12 protein-coding genes, 2 tRNA genes and 3 rRNA genes are annotated in these 16,342 nt (G+C 55.5%); 12 read left to right on the top strand and 5 right to left on the bottom strand.

Features of this window, described 5'->3' with window-relative positions; translation table 11 throughout:
* Positions 1–6: 6 nt before the first annotated feature.
* Positions 7–570 (bottom strand): FMN reductase, encoded by a 564-nt coding sequence (gene msuE / locus QOL84_RS24325; protein ID WP_129394835.1) that lies wholly within the window; start codon positions 568–570, stop codon positions 7–9.
* Between the two features lie 389 nt (positions 571–959).
* Here msuE and QOL84_RS24320 point away from each other — a divergent pair, with 389 nt between their 5' ends.
* The 4 genes from QOL84_RS24320 to QOL84_RS24305 all read left to right on the top strand — a co-directional run bounded on the left by QOL84_RS24320 (position 960) and on the right by QOL84_RS24305 (position 5,183).
* Positions 960–1,229: a hypothetical protein gene (locus QOL84_RS24320; protein ID WP_064391321.1), complete on the top strand. Its 270-nt coding sequence runs from the start codon at positions 960–962 to the stop codon at positions 1,227–1,229.
* A gap of 102 nt (positions 1,230–1,331) precedes the next feature.
* Entirely contained in the window at positions 1,332–1,946 is a 615-nt protein-coding gene (locus tag QOL84_RS24315; RefSeq protein WP_283438848.1) for a LysE family translocator, read from the top strand.
* Positions 1,947–2,151: 205 nt separating this feature from the next.
* Positions 2,152–3,318, top strand: coding sequence for an aminotransferase class V-fold PLP-dependent enzyme (locus QOL84_RS24310; RefSeq protein ID WP_283438847.1), 1,167 nt, complete (start codon positions 2,152–2,154; stop codon positions 3,316–3,318).
* Positions 3,319–3,374: 56 nt separating this feature from the next.
* Entirely contained in the window at positions 3,375–5,183 is a 1,809-nt protein-coding gene (locus QOL84_RS24305; protein ID WP_283438846.1) for an aminopeptidase P family protein, read from the top strand.
* 65 nt (positions 5,184–5,248) lie between these two features.
* Here QOL84_RS24305 and QOL84_RS24300 read toward each other — a convergent pair whose 3' ends face one another.
* Both QOL84_RS24300 and QOL84_RS24295 read right to left on the bottom strand, forming a co-directional pair.
* Entirely contained in the window at positions 5,249–5,839 is a 591-nt protein-coding gene (locus QOL84_RS24300) for a 2-hydroxychromene-2-carboxylate isomerase (protein WP_129394831.1), read from the bottom strand.
* Between the two features lie 36 nt (positions 5,840–5,875).
* On the bottom strand, positions 5,876–6,604 hold the full coding sequence (locus QOL84_RS24295) for an SDR family oxidoreductase (protein ID WP_283438845.1): 729 nt from the start codon (positions 6,602–6,604) through the stop codon (positions 5,876–5,878).
* Positions 6,605–6,694: 90 nt separating this feature from the next.
* On the opposite strand from QOL84_RS24295, the gene QOL84_RS24290 reads away from it, so the two are divergent.
* Complete coding sequence (locus tag QOL84_RS24290; protein ID WP_129394829.1) at positions 6,695–7,264, top strand: TetR/AcrR family transcriptional regulator; 570 nt, start codon at positions 6,695–6,697, stop codon at positions 7,262–7,264.
* Positions 7,265–7,273: 9 nt separating this feature from the next.
* On the opposite strand, the gene QOL84_RS24285 is transcribed toward QOL84_RS24290, so the two are convergent.
* Together QOL84_RS24285 and rhtA are read right to left on the bottom strand one after the other, a co-directional pair.
* Positions 7,274–7,555 carry a hypothetical protein gene (locus QOL84_RS24285; RefSeq protein ID WP_129394828.1) on the bottom strand — a complete coding sequence of 94 codons (282 nt, stop codon included), beginning with the start codon at positions 7,553–7,555 and terminating at the stop codon, positions 7,274–7,276.
* Positions 7,556–7,725: 170 nt separating this feature from the next.
* Positions 7,726–8,613, bottom strand: a complete 888-nt coding sequence (gene rhtA / locus QOL84_RS24280; protein ID WP_283438844.1) for a threonine/homoserine exporter RhtA — start codon at positions 8,611–8,613, stop codon at positions 7,726–7,728.
* A gap of 667 nt (positions 8,614–9,280) precedes the next feature.
* On the opposite strand from rhtA, the gene QOL84_RS24275 reads away from it, so the two are divergent.
* The 7 genes from QOL84_RS24275 (at position 9,281) to QOL84_RS24245 (ending at position 16,340) form a co-directional block, all read left to right on the top strand.
* Positions 9,281–10,817 (top strand): 16S ribosomal RNA (locus QOL84_RS24275).
* A 123-nt stretch (positions 10,818–10,940) separates the two neighbouring features.
* A tRNA-Ile gene (locus QOL84_RS24270) sits at positions 10,941–11,017 on the top strand.
* A gap of 10 nt (positions 11,018–11,027) precedes the next feature.
* Positions 11,028–11,103 (top strand) — tRNA-Ala (locus QOL84_RS24265).
* 234 nt (positions 11,104–11,337) lie between these two features.
* Positions 11,338–14,229 (top strand): 23S ribosomal RNA (locus QOL84_RS24260).
* A 168-nt stretch (positions 14,230–14,397) separates the two neighbouring features.
* Positions 14,398–14,513, top strand: a 5S ribosomal RNA gene (rrf, locus tag QOL84_RS24255).
* Together the 16S, 23S and 5S rRNA genes with 2 tRNA genes alongside form the textbook arrangement of a ribosomal RNA operon.
* A 131-nt stretch (positions 14,514–14,644) precedes the next feature.
* Positions 14,645–15,598: a bifunctional biotin--[acetyl-CoA-carboxylase] ligase/biotin operon repressor BirA gene (birA, locus tag QOL84_RS24250; protein WP_283438843.1), complete on the top strand. Its 954-nt coding sequence runs from the start codon at positions 14,645–14,647 to the stop codon at positions 15,596–15,598.
* Complete coding sequence (locus tag QOL84_RS24245) at positions 15,588–16,340, top strand: pantothenate kinase (RefSeq protein ID WP_283438603.1); 753 nt, start codon at positions 15,588–15,590, stop codon at positions 16,338–16,340. Before birA ends, QOL84_RS24245 begins: the two co-directional genes overlap by 11 nt.
* Positions 16,341–16,342: the final 2 nt, after the last annotated feature.

Below are 16,342 nucleotides of genomic sequence, written 5' to 3'. Positions count from 1 at the left end.
AGCTCCTCAGGCGATTTTCAGCAACGGTTTGATTTGTGTCGCGAACAGCGGCGCAGCGCGTTCGGCCGCCAGACGGATGCGTGCTTTCAGGGTTTCGCTGGTGATCTGGTAGTCGGCGAAATCCGCTTCGGTGGCGTACACGCCGATCGGCAACGTAACGGCCTGGAAGAAGCTGAACAGCGGCCGCAATTGATGATCGAGCACCAGCGCATGGCGTTCGCTGCCACCGGTGGCGGCGAGCAATACCGGCGTATCGATCAGCGCGTTGAGATCGATCAGGTCGAACAGATGCTTGAGCAACCCCGGGTAGGAGCCGCGATACACCGGCGCGGCGACGATCAGCAGGTCGGCCTGCTCGATGGCTTGCAACTCGGCTTCGACTTCCGCGCTGAGTTCCTGGCGCGAAAGCGCGCCGCCGAGTGGCCGGGCAATGTCGCCGAGTTCGATCAAGTGGCTCTCGATCGGCAGATGCGCGGCCAGCTCAGCCAGCAAGGCTTGAGTCAGTACCAAGGTGCGCGATGGACGCCAGGTGCCGCCGGACAGGGCGACGACTTTCAGGGGACGCGACATGATCAGTTCCTTTTTCAACAGTTGCTCAACGAGCAGTGAGTAAGTCACTGCACTGGAGCAAGTGCTGTACCAATTCCTGGAGAACCCGGTTTACGGGGCGTTGAGCGTTCCGCTAGCGATTGGCTGTGTGAGTACCGATGCGGTTTGTTGAATCGCTGTTGGCTGAGCAACAGTTGCTGGAGCAACAGTGATGAGCGCATGAAGGGATTTATAAAGGCTGATTGTTATTCCGTAAAAGAACGTTATTAGATATTTATAGAATTTTTAGATATATGAGAAGTCGCTGTTGAATTCCTGATAGCCACTATTGAGAGCGTTGATTTCTGCATGAGCGTGGGCGGGCGTAGCCTTTCTTCATCGACTCCCACATTGCTCGCCAGGACGCTCCCATGAATCATTTATTGACTGTTTCGCTGCTGCTCGCTGTCTCTGTGCTGGCCGGATGCGCCAGCCACGTTGCTCCGGAATTGCGCCCTTACAGCGCCGAAGAATCACGTGAACTGGCGATGGAGGCGCTGAATCGCAGTGGGTTGTCCTTCGACGAATACCACTCGAAAAAAGCTCAGTTGCTCGGTCAGCCACAGCAGACTTACGGTTTCGACAAACAGGGTGAGATGAGCGCCGAACGTGCCGTACAGCTGCACGGTCGCTCCAGCTGAAAACCAACTGTACCGCTTGAAGTTTTGCCTAACTGTCCGTGGGTTTGCCGGGCTGCGTGGGATAGGGTCAACACCTGAATGACCCTGATGGATTGCCGCACCATGAACCTCTCGCTCGATCTGCTGCTGGGCTTTGCCCTGTTTGCCCTTGTCACCTCGATCACCCCGGGGCCGAACAACACCATGTTGCTCGCATCGGGTGTCAACTTCGGTTTTAACCGGACCATCCCGCACATGCTCGGCATCACCTGCGGGTTCTTTGTGCTGGTGGTGGCGGTGGGCTTCGGTCTGGGCGCGGTGTTTCAGACATATCCGCTGCTCTATACGGTTCTGCGCTACGTCGGTGCCGCTTATCTTTTGTATCTGGCGTGGAAAATCGCCCACTCGGGACCTGTCGGTGACAGCGTTGAAGGTGAAGCCAAGCCGATCAGTTACCTCGGCGCGGCGGCGTTTCAGTGGGTCAATCCGAAGGCGTGGATCATGGCCATCGGTGCCATCAGCACGTACACGCCGATGCAGGGCTATTTCACCAATGTCGTGGTGATTGCTGCGGTGTTCGCCATCATCAACCTGCCGAGCGTCGGCGTCTGGGCCGCTTGCGGCACGTTGTTGCGCAATGTCTTGAAGGAGCCGCGCTGGTTGCGCGTATTCAACTGGGGCATGGCCGCACTGCTGGTGATTTCGCTGTACCCGCTGCTTGTCGAAAGCTTTAGCTGACGCATTGCTTCAATCGCCGGCCCGATGCCTGTTAAGCTCGACTTCAGGAGCGTTCCTACGCACTTTTAAATGAAGTTGTTCTTCTTTAACGGCATCCGATCAGGTATTGATGACGGTCTCGAACCGACGCGCCGCTCACAAGGCAGCGCCAAGCCGTTTGCAGACACGAGCCTCCTGATCCCGGAACACGCTCTGCGAGTCTTTTATGAACACACGTCCGTTGTATTTCGATTACGCCGCCACCACCCCGGTGGACGAGCGGGTCATCCAGGTGATGATCGAATGTCTGGGGTTTCACGGTAACTTCGGTAATCCGGCCTCGAGCTCCCACGCCTTCGGCCAGCAGGCCCGGCAGACAGTCGAACTGGCCCGGCGGCAAGTCGCCGAGCTGGTCGGTGCCAGTGCCGAGCAGATTGTCTGGACGTCCGGTGCGACCGAGTCCAACAACCTCGCCCTCAAGGGCGTGGCACAGGCGCGCGGTGTGCCTGGCGGCCACATCATCACCAGTCAGATCGAACACAAAGCCATCCTCGATACCGCCCGCCAGTTGCAGGACGCGGGTATTGCCGTGACCTATCTGGTGCCGGACGCCGACGGGCTGATCACGCCGCAGGCGGTCAGCGAAGCGATGCGCGAGGACACCTTTCTGGTGTCACTGATGCTGGTTAACAACGAACTCGGTACGCTCAACGACATTCAGGCGATTGGCGAGGTCGTGCGCAGCCGCGAAGCGCTGTTCCATGTCGATGCCGCTCAAGGCGCCGGCAAGGTGGCGATCGATCTGGCGCAGTTGCCGGTTGATCTGATGTCGTTCTCGGCACACAAACTCTACGGCCCCAAAGGGATCGGCGCGTTGTACGTCGGCCCGCGCGCGCAACAGCGTTTGCAGGCGCAGATTCACGGTGGCGGTCACGAAGGTGGCTTGCGTTCCGGGACCTTGGCGACGCACCAGATTGCCGGCATGGGCGCAGCGTTTGCCTTGGCGGCGGCTACGTTCGACGAGGAGAAAAAGTCCATCGCGGCCCTGCGCGAGCGCTTGCTTGAGCAACTGCTGAGCCTGCCGGGCGTGCGCCTGAATGGCAGCCCTGTACAGCGCATTGCGCACACCCTGAGCCTGACGTTCAGCGAAGGCGAATTCAACAGTGCCGCACTCAGTCACTCGATTGCGTTTTCCGCGACGTCGGCCTGCAATTCCGCCAGCAACGCGCCGTCCCATGTGCTGCTGGCCCTCGGGCACGATGCGCATCTGGCCAGCCGCACCATCCGTTTGAGTCTCGGGCGTTTTACCACCGCCGAAGACGTCGACAAGGCTGTTGAACTGATCAAGACCGCCTGCGCCAGTGCTCCGGCATTCTGGGCGACCGGGCTTTAAACGAGCCGAATCCACGGCTACGAACAATAACGAAGAAGTGATTAGCAGGAGACATGATGAGTACCCAGACCTCGACCGAAGGATCGGTGCCCCAGCGCCTGGCGCACACCCGAGAACTGATGCGCCGCGAAGGCATCCATGCCTTGCTGGTGCCCTCCGCCGACCCGCACTTGTCGGAATATCTGCCGGGTTACTGGCAAGGTCGGCAGTGGCTGTCGGGGTTCCATGGTTCGGTCGGTACTTTGATTGTCACCGCTGATTTCGCCGGTGTCTGGGCCGACAGTCGTTACTGGGAACAGGCCAGCAAGGAACTCAAGGGCAGCGGCATCGAACTGGTCAAATTACAACCGGGTCAACCGAGTCCGCTCGACTGGCTGGCCGAACAGACCCCGCAAGGTGGCGTCGTTGCCGTCGATGGCGCCGTGATGGCGGTGGCTTCGGCACGCACACTGAGCAGCAAGCTTGAGGCGCGCGGTGCACGTCTGCGGACCGACATCGATCTGTTGCAGGAAGTCTGGAGCGATCGCCCGGGCCTGCCGAACGCCGCGATCTATCAACATCTGCCGCCGCAAGCGACCGTGAGCCGTGGCGAGAAACTCGCCAAGCTGCGCGAAACCCTGCAGGAACGCGGCGCCGACTGGCACTTCATCGCCACCCTCGACGACATCGCCTGGTTGTTCAACCTGCGTGGCGGCGACGTGTCGTTCAACCCGGTGTTTGTTTCGTTTGCCTTGATCAATCAACAACAAGCCACGCTGTTCGTCGCACTGAGCAAGGTTGACGCTGATCTGCGTGCCGTGCTGGAACAGGATGGCGTGGCGCTGCGCGATTACACTGAAGTGGCTGATGCGCTGCGGGCCGTGCCGGGTGGCGCGAGCTTGCTGGTCGATCCGGCGCGGGTCACCAGTGGTTTGCTCGACAATCTCGACGGCGGCGTGAAACTGGTCGAGGGCTTGAACCCGACCACGTTGGCCAAGTCGCAGAAAAGTGAAGCCGACGCTGGGCACATCCGTAAAGCGATGGAGCAGGACGGCGCAGCGTTGTGCGAATTCTTCGCCTGGCTGGAATCAGCCTGGGGGCGCGAGCGCATTACCGAACTGACCATCGATGAAAAACTCACGGCTGCCCGTGAACGTCGTCCGGATTATGTTTCGCTGAGTTTCAACACCATTGCCGCGTTCAACGCCAATGGCGCAATGCCGCACTACCACGCCACCGAAGAAGAGCACGCGGTGATCGAGGGCGATGGTTTGTTGCTGATCGACTCGGGGGGTCAATACCTCGGCGGCACAACCGACATCACGCGGATGGTGCCGGTGGGGACGCCGACTGAAGAGCAGAAGCGCGACTGCACGCGCGTGCTCAAAGGTGTGATTGCCCTGTCCCGGGCGCATTTCCCGAAAGGCATTCTGTCGCCGCTGCTTGATTCCATCGCCCGTGCGCCGATCTGGGCGGATAACGTCGATTACGGTCACGGTACCGGTCACGGCGTCGGCTATTTCCTCAACGTCCATGAAGGCCCGCAGGTGATTGCCTATCAGGCTGCGCCGGCGCCGCAGACTGCGATGCAGGTGGGGATGATCACGTCGATCGAACCGGGTACTTACCGTCCGGGCCGTTGGGGCGTGCGTATCGAGAACCTGGCGATGAACCGCGAGGCCGGCAGCAGCGAGTTTGGCGAGTTCCTCAAGTTCGAAACCCTGACGCTGTGCCCGATCGACACGCGTTGCCTGGTGCCGTCACTGCTCAGTCAGGAAGAGAAACAATGGTTCAACGCCTATCACGCCGAAGTACGCGAACGCTTGAGCCCGCTGCTTGACGGCGCGGCGCTGGAATGGCTCGAAACGCGCACTGCAGCGATCTGATCTGTTGCCGTGCAACGCCAGGGCGACTCTTTTGAGAGTCGCCCTGGCAGCCGGTAACTCGAGGTTTAGCGCAAGGCTTCCTCGATAAAATCCAGCCGATCCTGGCCGAAGAACAATTGCCCGCCAACAAACATGCTCGGTGCGCCGAAAACACCGCGTTTAACCGCGGTTTCGGTGTTGTCTTTGAGTGCGGCTTTGACGGTCTCGTCGTTGGTCAATGCCAGTACATCCTCTGGAGCAAAACCGTGCTCAGTCAGCACGGCTGCGACGGTTGCCGGTTCATCGAGGCTGCGGCCGTCAACCCAAAGTGCCTTGAACAGGCAATCGATAAATGCCGGGAAGCGTTCCGGGTGGCGCAGTTGCATGCCTGTTACGGCGCGCATCAGCATCAGTGTATTGATCGGGAAGTGCGGATTGAATTTCAGCGGGACGCCGTAGCGTTTGGCGTAGCGGTCCAGATCCTCAAACATGTAGCGGCCCTTCGCCGGAATCATCGCCGGTGAAGCATTGCCCGTGGCTTTGAAAACACCACCGAGCAGCATCGGGATGTAGATCAGCGCGCTGTCGTTTTCAGCGCAGATCCTTGGCAGTTGGGTGTAGGCCAGGTAAGTGGCAGGGCTGCCCAGGTCAAAGTAGAACTCAACGGTTTTGCTCATGCTCACGGCTCTCTGTTTATTGTTATGGGGGCAGGCTTACCAGCGTTCATTCCATGGGCGCAGATCCAGCTCAAAGGTCCACGCATCCCGTGGCTGGCTGTGCAGATACCAATAGTTCTCGGCGATATGCTCGGGGTCGAGAATACCGTCCTGATCCTTGGTGGCGTATTTCTCGGGAAAACTGTTACGGATGAAGTCGGTATCGATTGCGCCATCGACCACCACATGGGCGACGTGGATATTCATCGGCCCCAATTCTCGCGCCATGCTTTGCGCCAGTGCGCGGATACCGTGTTTGGCGCCGGCGAATGCGGCAAATCCCGACGCGCCGCGAAGACCTGCGGTGGCGCCGGTGAACAATATTGTGCCGCGCTGACGAGTGACCATGCGCTTGGCCACTTCGCGGGCATTGAGGAAACCGGAGAAACAGGCCATCTCCCAAATCTTGAAGTACTTGCGCGCGGTCTCTTCGAGGATGCTGCAGGGTACGTTAGCGCCGATGTTGAAGGCGAATGCCTCAATCGGGCCGAGGCGGGTTTCGATGTCCTCAATCAGGGCAATGACGTCCTCTTCCTTGCGCGCATCGCAGGCAAAGCCATGAGCCTCGCCACCTTCGGCCTTGATCGCATCTACCAGCGGTTGGAGTTTGTCGGCGCTGCGTCGAGTGACACAGGCGACAAAACCTTCGCGGGCAAAACGCTTGGCAATTGCACCGCCCGTGGCGTCGCCAGCACCGACCACCAGTACGACCTTGTTGTTATTCATGGTGAATCCTTTTGGTTAACGATCGTTTAGTTAACGAACGTTATGCTAGGATCCGAACAACGTCAAGGCGGTGAATTACAGGGTAAACACATGCGTTATTCGGCCGGTCACAAGTTGGAAACCCGCGAACGATTGCTGCAAAGCAGTGCGTTGTCGGCAAAGCGCTCGGGGTTTTCCACGGTAGGGGTGGATGGGCTGATGAAAGCCATCGGGCTGAGTGGTGCAGCGTTTTACAGCCACTTTTCCTCAAAGGATGCTTTGTTCTCTGCCATCGTCGAACGTGAGCTCGGTCAAAGCCTTGAGCGCCTGAGCGGGCAAGGCAATGAAGACCGCGAACGGCTTGAGCGTTGTCTCAAGCAATACCTGAGCATGGCGCATGTCGAGCAGCCTGAGTCGGGGTGTGCGTTGCCGACATTGGGGGCGGAGATTGCCCGCTCGGATGTGCAGGTGCGCGAGCAGGCAGAAATCTGGATTTGCCGTCTTCAGGAGAGTTGGGCGCAGATACTGCAAAGCGAGAGCCTGGCGTGGGCGATACTGTCGCAATGCGTCGGTGCTTTGGTGGTTGCGCGGATGTTGGCCACACCGGACGTCCAGCGCACAGTGTTGAAATCCAGTCACGAAGAGATCGCCCGTCAGCTCGCAGTTCAGCGAGCGGAGTAGGGCGGAGGGTCATTTGCAGATGACGATCATGCTGCGGCTGGTGTAGCCGGCGGGATTCAGGCCGAACGGATAATCACCCGGCTCCTCGACGGCATCGCCGGATTTGGCAATGACCTTGTAACCCTTTGGCGCGCAGGAATTGGCGGCACTGGTGTAGCACTTGTCCCAAGAGGACGAGAGTCCTGAACAGTTGATATGCAAACCCTTCTTGCCGCGTTTGACCTGGGTTTCCGAAGTCGCAGCACAACCCGCAATCGCCAGTACGGCGATCAGTATCAAAATTCGTTTCATTACCGTCCTTAATAGCGGCCGCGAGTCTGATGCTCGGGTCTGCCTGTGTTCGCTCGCTTCTGCAGCGTTTCTACGTCCCTTTGCGAAAAAATCCATGTCTGGCGATGGGTTACGGGATCTAAACATGGCCTAAATGAGCGTCAATTACCAGACCCCGGTCAAATCCTGTTTCAATCTGCCGCGATGGCGGGCTTCGCGTTGCTGCCCATGGTCAGGGTCGCCCCGACAGAAGCCAGAATAATGCACATGATCGCCATCCATTGTGACAGTGACAGGTATTCCTGGAGAAAAAACAGACCTGACAGGGCGCCGAATGCCGGCTCGATGCTCATCAGTGTGCCGAAGGTGCGCGCGGGCATTCGAGTCAGGGCAACCATTTCCAGGGTATAGGGCAGGGCGGTAGAGAGAATCGCGACGCCGATGGCAATCGGAATCAACGAGGGCGTCAGCAGTGCAGCGCCGGCATGCACAATGCCAATGGGCGCCACGAACAGCGCTGCGATCATTACGCCCAGCGCCGCAGTTGTTACGCCATTGTCTGCGCCGGCCTTCTGCCCGAACAGAATGTACAGTGCCCAGCAAACGCCGGCGCCCAGTGCATAACCAGCGCCCACCAGATCGATCCCGGCAGTCGTTGCCCCGGTGGGTATCAACAGCATCAGTCCGGCTGCTGCCAAGGCGATCCAGAGAAAGTCGATGGCACGCCGCGACGCATAAATGGCAACGGCCAATGGCCCGGTGAATTCCAGGGCCACAGCGATTCCCAGAGGAACGGTGCGCAGGGACATATAGAAGAGGAAGTTCATGCCGCCTAGCGCCATCCCGTAAACGATCACCGTCCGCAGGGATTTAGCAGTAAGCCTGGCGCGCCATGGACGCAGCAAAATCAGCATGATCACGCTGGCGAAGATCAGCCGAAGGGTTGTGGTTCCTTGTGCGCCTACGACCGGGAACATGCTTTTTGCCAGAGAGGCTCCGGACTGGATGGATGCCATGGCTATTAATAGCAGGCCAACCGGAAACAACATGGAGGCAAGGGAGCGAGGCTGGTCATTCATTACTAGGCATCATCCAAGGTAGGAGCGGGCATTTTTATAGCTGTTGGGCAATATACTGCGCATTCGCTGCCGTGGCGTCTATATATAGGCGGCTTTTCTGACGTATCGATAGAAAAGTGTAATTAACGGTTGACGGCAAATTCTGGACGTCTATAATTCGCCCCACTTCCGGCGCAGTCGAAACGGAAAACTCCTTGAGATTCAATGAGTTATGCGGTTTTCGACAGCGACTTGCTTCAGATCATCGAAGCCTGGAAGGAGTTGAAAGAGTGATGATGTTTGGCTCTTTTAACGTTTCGATCTTCTCGGTCGAAAGCGGAGAAAAAGAGGTGTTGACAGCAGCGTGTAACGCTGTAGAATTCGCCTCCCGCTAACGAGAGATCGGAAGCGCAAGTGGTTGAAGTTGTTGAAGAATTCTTCGAAAACTTCTGAAAATAATCACTTGACAGCAAATGAGGCTGCTGTAGAATGCGCGCCTCGGTTGAGACGAAAGATCTTAACCAACCGCTCTTTAACAACTGAATCAAGCAATTCGTGTGGGTGCTTGTGGAGTCAGACTGATAGTCAACAAGATTATCAGCATCACAAGTTACTCCGCGAGAAATCAAAGATGTAACCAACGATTGCTGAGCCAAGTTTAGGGTTTCTTAAAAACCCAAAGATGTTTGAACTGAAGAGTTTGATCATGGCTCAGATTGAACGCTGGCGGCAGGCCTAACACATGCAAGTCGAGCGGATGAGAGGAGCTTGCTCCTGGATTCAGCGGCGGACGGGTGAGTAATGCCTAGGAATCTGCCTGGTAGTGGGGGACAACGTTTCGAAAGGAACGCTAATACCGCATACGTCCTACGGGAGAAAGCAGGGGACCTTCGGGCCTTGCGCTATCAGATGAGCCTAGGTCGGATTAGCTAGTTGGTGAGGTAATGGCTCACCAAGGCGACGATCCGTAACTGGTCTGAGAGGATGATCAGTCACACTGGAACTGAGACACGGTCCAGACTCCTACGGGAGGCAGCAGTGGGGAATATTGGACAATGGGCGAAAGCCTGATCCAGCCATGCCGCGTGTGTGAAGAAGGTCTTCGGATTGTAAAGCACTTTAAGTTGGGAGGAAGGGCAGTAACTTAATACGTTGCTGTTTTGACGTTACCGACAGAATAAGCACCGGCTAACTCTGTGCCAGCAGCCGCGGTAATACAGAGGGTGCAAGCGTTAATCGGAATTACTGGGCGTAAAGCGCGCGTAGGTGGTTCGTTAAGTTGGATGTGAAATCCCCGGGCTCAACCTGGGAACTGCATTCAAAACTGTCGAGCTAGAGTATGGTAGAGGGTGGTGGAATTTCCTGTGTAGCGGTGAAATGCGTAGATATAGGAAGGAACACCAGTGGCGAAGGCGACCACCTGGACTGATACTGACACTGAGGTGCGAAAGCGTGGGGAGCAAACAGGATTAGATACCCTGGTAGTCCACGCCGTAAACGATGTCAACTAGCCGTTGGGAGCCTTGAGCTCTTAGTGGCGCAGCTAACGCATTAAGTTGACCGCCTGGGGAGTACGGCCGCAAGGTTAAAACTCAAATGAATTGACGGGGGCCCGCACAAGCGGTGGAGCATGTGGTTTAATTCGAAGCAACGCGAAGAACCTTACCAGGCCTTGACATCCAATGAACTTTCCAGAGATGGATTGGTGCCTTCGGGAACATTGAGACAGGTGCTGCATGGCTGTCGTCAGCTCGTGTCGTGAGATGTTGGGTTAAGTCCCGTAACGAGCGCAACCCTTGTCCTTAGTTACCAGCACGTAATGGTGGGCACTCTAAGGAGACTGCCGGTGACAAACCGGAGGAAGGTGGGGATGACGTCAAGTCATCATGGCCCTTACGGCCTGGGCTACACACGTGCTACAATGGTCGGTACAAAGGGTTGCCAAGCCGCGAGGTGGAGCTAATCCCATAAAACCGATCGTAGTCCGGATCGCAGTCTGCAACTCGACTGCGTGAAGTCGGAATCGCTAGTAATCGTGAATCAGAATGTCACGGTGAATACGTTCCCGGGCCTTGTACACACCGCCCGTCACACCATGGGAGTGGGTTGCACCAGAAGTAGCTAGTCTAACCTTCGGGAGGACGGTTACCACGGTGTGATTCATGACTGGGGTGAAGTCGTAACAAGGTAGCCGTAGGGGAACCTGCGGCTGGATCACCTCCTTAATCGACGACATCAGCTGCTCCATAAGTTCCCACACGAATTGCTTGATTCATTGAAGAAGACGATAGAAGCAGCTTTAAGCTCCAAGCTGATAGCTCCAAGCTAACAGTTACGCGCTCGAAATTGGGTCTGTAGCTCAGTTGGTTAGAGCGCACCCCTGATAAGGGTGAGGTCGGCAGTTCGAATCTGCCCAGACCCACCAATTTTGTTATGGGGCCATAGCTCAGCTGGGAGAGCGCCTGCCTTGCACGCAGGAGGTCAACGGTTCGATCCCGTTTGGCTCCACCATATAACTGCTTCTGAAAGTTTAGAAATGAGTATTCCCTTGAGAATATTGATTTCTAGTCTTTTGATTAGATCGTTCTTTAAAAATTTGGGTATGTGATAGAAAGATAGACTGAACGTTACTTTCACTGGTAACGGATCAGGCTAAGGTAAAATTTGTGAGTTCTCTTAATTGAGAAATTCGAATTTTCGGCGAATGTCGTCTTCACAGTATAACCAGATTGCTTGGGGTTATATGGTCAAGTGAAGAAGCGCATACGGTGGATGCCTTGGCAGTCAGAGGCGATGAAAGACGTGGTAGCCTGCGAAAAGCTTCGGGGAGTCGGCAAACAGACTTTGATCCGGAGATGTCTGAATGGGGGAACCCAGCCATCATAAGATGGTTATCTTGTACTGAATACATAGGTGCAAGAGGCGAACCAGGGGAACTGAAACATCTAAGTACCCTGAGGAAAAGAAATCAACCGAGATTCCCTTAGTAGTGGCGAGCGAACGGGGACTAGCCCTTAAGTGGCTTTGAGATTAGCGGAACGCTCTGGAAAGTGCGGCCATAGTGGGTGATAGCCCTGTACGCGAAAATCTCTTAGTCATGAAATCGAGTAGGACGGAGCACGAGAAACTTTGTCTGAATATGGGGGGACCATCCTCCAAGGCTAAATACTACTGACTGACCGATAGTGAACTAGTACCGTGAGGGAAAGGCGAAAAGAACCCCGGAGAGGGGAGTGAAATAGATCCTGAAACCGTATGCGTACAAGCAGTGGGAGCCCACTTTGTTGGGTGACTGCGTACCTTTTGTATAATGGGTCAGCGACTTATTTTCAGTGGCGAGCTTAACCGAATAGGGGAGGCGTAGCGAAAGCGAGTCTTAATAGGGCGTCTAGTCGCTGGGAATAGACCCGAAACCGGGCGATCTATCCATGGGCAGGTTGAAGGTTGGGTAACACTAACTGGAGGACCGAACCGACTACCGTTGAAAAGTTAGCGGATGACCTGTGGATCGGAGTGAAAGGCTAATCAAGCTCGGAGATAGCTGGTTCTCCTCGAAAGCTATTTAGGTAGCGCCTCATGTATCACTGTAGGGGGTAGAGCACTGTTTCGGCTAGGGGGTCATCCCGACTTACCAAACCGATGCAAACTCCGAATACCTACAAGTGCCGAGCATGGGAGACACACGGCGGGTGCTAACGTCCGTCGTGAAAAGGGAAACAACCCAGACCGTCAGCTAAGGTCCCAAAGTTATGGTTAAGTGGGAAACGATGTGGGAAGGCTTAGACAGCTAGGAGGTTGGCTTAGAAGCAGCCACCCTTTAAAGAAAGCGTAATAGCTCACTAGTCGAGTCGGCCTGCGCGGAAGATGTAACGGGGCTCAAACCATACACCGAAGCTACGGGTATCACTTCGGGTGATGCGGTAGAGGAGCGTTCTGTAAGCCTGTGAAGGTGAGTTGAGAAGCTTGCTGGAGGTATCAGAAGTGCGAATGCTGACATGAGTAACGACAATGGGTGTGAAAAACACCCACGCCGAAAGACCAAGGTTTCCTGCGCAACGTTAATCGACGCAGGGTTAGTCGGTCCCTAAGGCGAGGCTGAAAAGCGTAGTCGATGGAAAACAGGTTAATATTCCTGTACTTCTGGTTATTGCGATGGAGGGACGGAGAAGGCTAGGCCAGCTTGGCGTTGGTTGTCCAAGTTTAAGGTGGTAGGCTGAATCTTAGGTAAATCCGGGATCTTAAGGCCGAGAGCTGATGACGAGTGTTCTTTTAGAACACGAAGTGGTTGATGCCATGCTTCCAAGAAAAGCTTCTAAGCTTCAGGTAACCAGGAACCGTACCCCAAACCGACACAGGTGGTTGGGTAGAGAATACCAAGGCGCTTGAGAGAACTCGGGTGAAGGAACTAGGCAAAATGGCACCGTAACTTCGGGAGAAGGTGCGCCGGTGAGGGTGAAGGACTTGCTCCGTAAGCTCATGCCGGTCGAAGATACCAGGCCGCTGCGACTGTTTATTAAAAACACAGCACTCTGCAAACACGAAAGTGGACGTATAGGGTGTGACGCCTGCCCGGTGCCGGAAGGTTAATTGATGGGGTTAGCTAACGCGAAGCTCTTGATCGAAGCCCCGGTAAACGGCGGCCGTAACTATAACGGTCCTAAGGTAGCGAAATTCCTTGTCGGGTAAGTTCCGACCTGCACGAATGGCGTAACGATGGCGGCGCTGTCTCCACCCGAGACTCAGTGAAATTGAAATCGCTGTGAAGATGCAGTGTATCCGCGGCTAGACGGAAAGACCCCGTGAACCTTTACTATAGCTTTGCACTGGACTTTGAATTTGCTTGTGTAGGATAGGTGGGAGGCTTTGAAGCGTGGACGCCAGTTCGCGTGGAGCCAACCTTGAAATACCACCCTGGCAACTTTGAGGTTCTAACTCAGGTCCGTTATCCGGATCGAGGACAGTGTATGGTGGGTAGTTTGACTGGGGCGGTCTCCTCCTAAAGAGTAACGGAGGAGTACGAAGGTGCGCTCAGACCGGTCGGAAATCGGTCGTAGAGTATAAAGGCAAAAGCGCGCTTGACTGCGAGACAGACACGTCGAGCAGGTACGAAAGTAGGTCTTAGTGATCCGGTGGTTCTGTATGGAAGGGCCATCGCTCAACGGATAAAAGGTACTCCGGGGATAACAGGCTGATACCGCCCAAGAGTTCATATCGACGGCGGTGTTTGGCACCTCGATGTCGGCTCATCACATCCTGGGGCTGAAGCCGGTCCCAAGGGTATGGCTGTTCGCCATTTAAAGTGGTACGCGAGCTGGGTTTAGAACGTCGTGAGACAGTTCGGTCCCTATCTGCCGTGGACGTTTGAGATTTGAGAGGGGCTGCTCCTAGTACGAGAGGACCGGAGTGGACGAACCTCTGGTGTTCCGGTTGTCACGCCAGTGGCATTGCCGGGTAGCTATGTTCGGGAAAGATAACCGCTGAAAGCATCTAAGCGGGAAACTTGCCTCAAGATGAGATCTCACTGGAACCTTGAGTTCCCTGAAGGGCCGTCGAAGACTACGACGTTGATAGGTTGGGTGTGTAAGCGCTGTGAGGTGTTGAGCTAACCAATACTAATTGCCCGTGAGGCTTGACCATATAACACCCAAGCAATTTGCATGCTCCGAGCTGAAAAGCGAAAGAGACCAGATTGCGGTGTGTGAAGACGAAACGAACCGAAAGTTCGATGTTCACAAACACCGAAAGCTATCACATACCCAATTTGCTGAAGCGAGGCCATCTGGCCACGATTCGGTACCCGAATTTCTTGACGACCATAGAGCGTTGGAACCACCTGATCCCATCCCGAACTCAGCAGTGAAACGATGCATCGCCGATGGTAGTGTGGGGTTTCCCCATGTGAGAGTAGGTCATCGTCAAGATTAAATTCCGAAACCCCAATTGCGAAAGCAGTTGGGGTTTTGTTTTGCCCGCAAGAAAAGCGCTTGCTTGATTTCTATGCAACGGCTCGGGGCATGGCTATTATTCGGCCTCATTGTGAGGCGAGACCTGCATGCTGACGTTGTTGAATCTTCTGAAGGATGGGCGTTTCCATTCTGGTCAGGATCTGGGCGAGGCCCTGGGAATAAGTCGAAGTGCAGTATGGAAACAGCTTCAGCATCTTGAGGCTGAACTCGGCTTGTCTATCCATAAAGTCCGCGGTCGGGGTTATCAGTTGGCATCGCCATTGATGCTGCTCGACTCTCTAAAGCTATCGACAATGGCACCAAATTGGCCGGTGACCATTCTGGATTCGGTCGACTCGACTAATGCCGAAGCATTGCGCTCTATTGGCCAAGGCAATTCAGCACCGTTTTTGGTGCTCGCTGAGCGGCAAGTTTCCGGGCGCGGCCGCAGAGGTCGTAAATGGGTCAGTCCGTTTGCTGAAAATCTATATTACAGCCTTGTTCTTCGAATCGATGGTGGAATGCGCCAGCTCGAAGGGCTCAGCCTTGTTGTAGGGTTGGCTGTGATGCAGACTTTGCGGAGCTTTGGCGTGGTAAATGCCGGTTTGAAGTGGCCCAATGATGTCTTGGTGGGTAACAAAAAAATCGCCGGCATTCTGCTTGAGCTTATTGGCGACCCGGCGGATGTCTGTCATGTGGTGCTGGGGATTGGTATCAATGTGAATATGCAGACTGCTGATGAAGTCGATCAGCAATGGACCTCGATTCGACTTGAGTCTGGCAATAACTGCGATCGAAATGCCTTGGTGGCCGAGCTGAGTAAGCAGCTGGACGCCTACATTCGGCGTCATCAGGCGGGGGGATTTTCGGTTCTCCGGGAGGAATGGGAAGTGAATCACTTGTGGCAGGAGCGATCGGTGTCATTGATTGCTGGTGCCAACCATATAGATGGCGTAGTGCTCGGAATCGACAATCAAGGTGCTCTGCGCTTGAGGGTGAACGGCGTGGAGAAAGTATTTAGTGGTGGTGAGCTGAGCCTGAGGTTGCGTGATGATTCTTGAGCTCGACTGCGGGAACAGCTTTATAAAATGGCGTGTGCTGAATGCCGCGGTTGGCGGCCTGATCTCCGAAGGGGTGGTCGACTCGGATTTGGCGCTGCTTGAGAGTTTGCGAGCGATTGATCGGCTTTCCCTGGGCAAATGTCGCTTGGTCAGTGTGAGGACTGGCGAAGAAACCGGCGCGCTGATCGACATTATCGAGCGGGAGTTCGGTATTTCGGTGATTCGCGCGGAGTCCGCTCGTGAAATGTCTGGTGTTAGAAATGGTTACGAAGACTACGAGCGCCTTGGGCTTGATCGATGGCTGGCGATGCTGGGCGGGTTTCACCTCGCTTCAGGAGGGGCCTGCCTGGTACTCGATTTCGGTACGGCGGTAACCGCAGATTTCATCGCGGCTGATGGCGAGCATCTGGGTGGCTTTATTTGTCCTGGAATGCCGTTGATGCGTAACCAGTTGCGTACTCATACCAGAAAGATTCGTTATGGGGATTTGGCTGCCGAGCGGGCGCTGTCCAGCAACGCACCAGGGCGGACTACCGTTGAGGCGGTAGAGCGTGGGTGTTCATTGATGTTGCGTGGGTTCGTACTGACGCAGCTGGAAATGGCGCGCTCCTATTGGGGGGCTGACTTCGCTGTCTTTATAACCGGTGGTGACGCCGATTTGGTTGCAGGTGTTGCTCCCGAGGCCAGAATCGTTCCCGACCTGGTGTTTGTGGGGTTGGCTATGGCGTGTCCTTTGACCTGAGG

Origin of the sequence: Pseudomonas helmanticensis, assembly GCF_900182985.1 — a bacterium.
Lineage (GTDB): Bacteria > Pseudomonadota > Gammaproteobacteria > Pseudomonadales > Pseudomonadaceae > Aquipseudomonas > Aquipseudomonas helmanticensis.
The sequence above is the reverse complement of the archived record's forward strand: the minus strand, read 5'-3'. Positions and strand labels throughout refer to the sequence as shown.

Bases quoted from the DNA above. Each gene is read 5' to 3' on its own strand.
- msuE (WP_129394835.1), bottom strand. From the start codon at position 570: ATGTCGCGTCCCCTGAAAGTCGTCGCCCTGTCCGGCGGCACCTGGCGT.
- QOL84_RS24320 (WP_064391321.1), top strand. From the start codon at position 960: ATGAATCATTTATTGACTGTTTCGCTGCTGCTCGCTGTCTCTGTGCTG.
- QOL84_RS24315 (WP_283438848.1), top strand. From the start codon at position 1,332: ATGAACCTCTCGCTCGATCTGCTGCTGGGCTTTGCCCTGTTTGCCCTT.
- QOL84_RS24310 (WP_283438847.1), top strand. From the start codon at position 2,152: ATGAACACACGTCCGTTGTATTTCGATTACGCCGCCACCACCCCGGTG.
- QOL84_RS24305 (WP_283438846.1), top strand. From the start codon at position 3,375: ATGAGTACCCAGACCTCGACCGAAGGATCGGTGCCCCAGCGCCTGGCG.
- QOL84_RS24300 (WP_129394831.1), bottom strand. From the start codon at position 5,839: ATGAGCAAAACCGTTGAGTTCTACTTTGACCTGGGCAGCCCTGCCACT.
- QOL84_RS24295 (WP_283438845.1), bottom strand. From the start codon at position 6,604: ATGAATAACAACAAGGTCGTACTGGTGGTCGGTGCTGGCGACGCCACG.
- QOL84_RS24290 (WP_129394829.1), top strand. From the start codon at position 6,695: ATGCGTTATTCGGCCGGTCACAAGTTGGAAACCCGCGAACGATTGCTG.
- QOL84_RS24285 (WP_129394828.1), bottom strand. From the start codon at position 7,555: ATGAAACGAATTTTGATACTGATCGCCGTACTGGCGATTGCGGGTTGT.
- rhtA (WP_283438844.1), bottom strand. From the start codon at position 8,613: ATGAATGACCAGCCTCGCTCCCTTGCCTCCATGTTGTTTCCGGTTGGC.
- birA (WP_283438843.1), top strand. From the start codon at position 14,645: ATGCTGACGTTGTTGAATCTTCTGAAGGATGGGCGTTTCCATTCTGGT.
- QOL84_RS24245 (WP_283438603.1), top strand. From the start codon at position 15,588: ATGATTCTTGAGCTCGACTGCGGGAACAGCTTTATAAAATGGCGTGTG.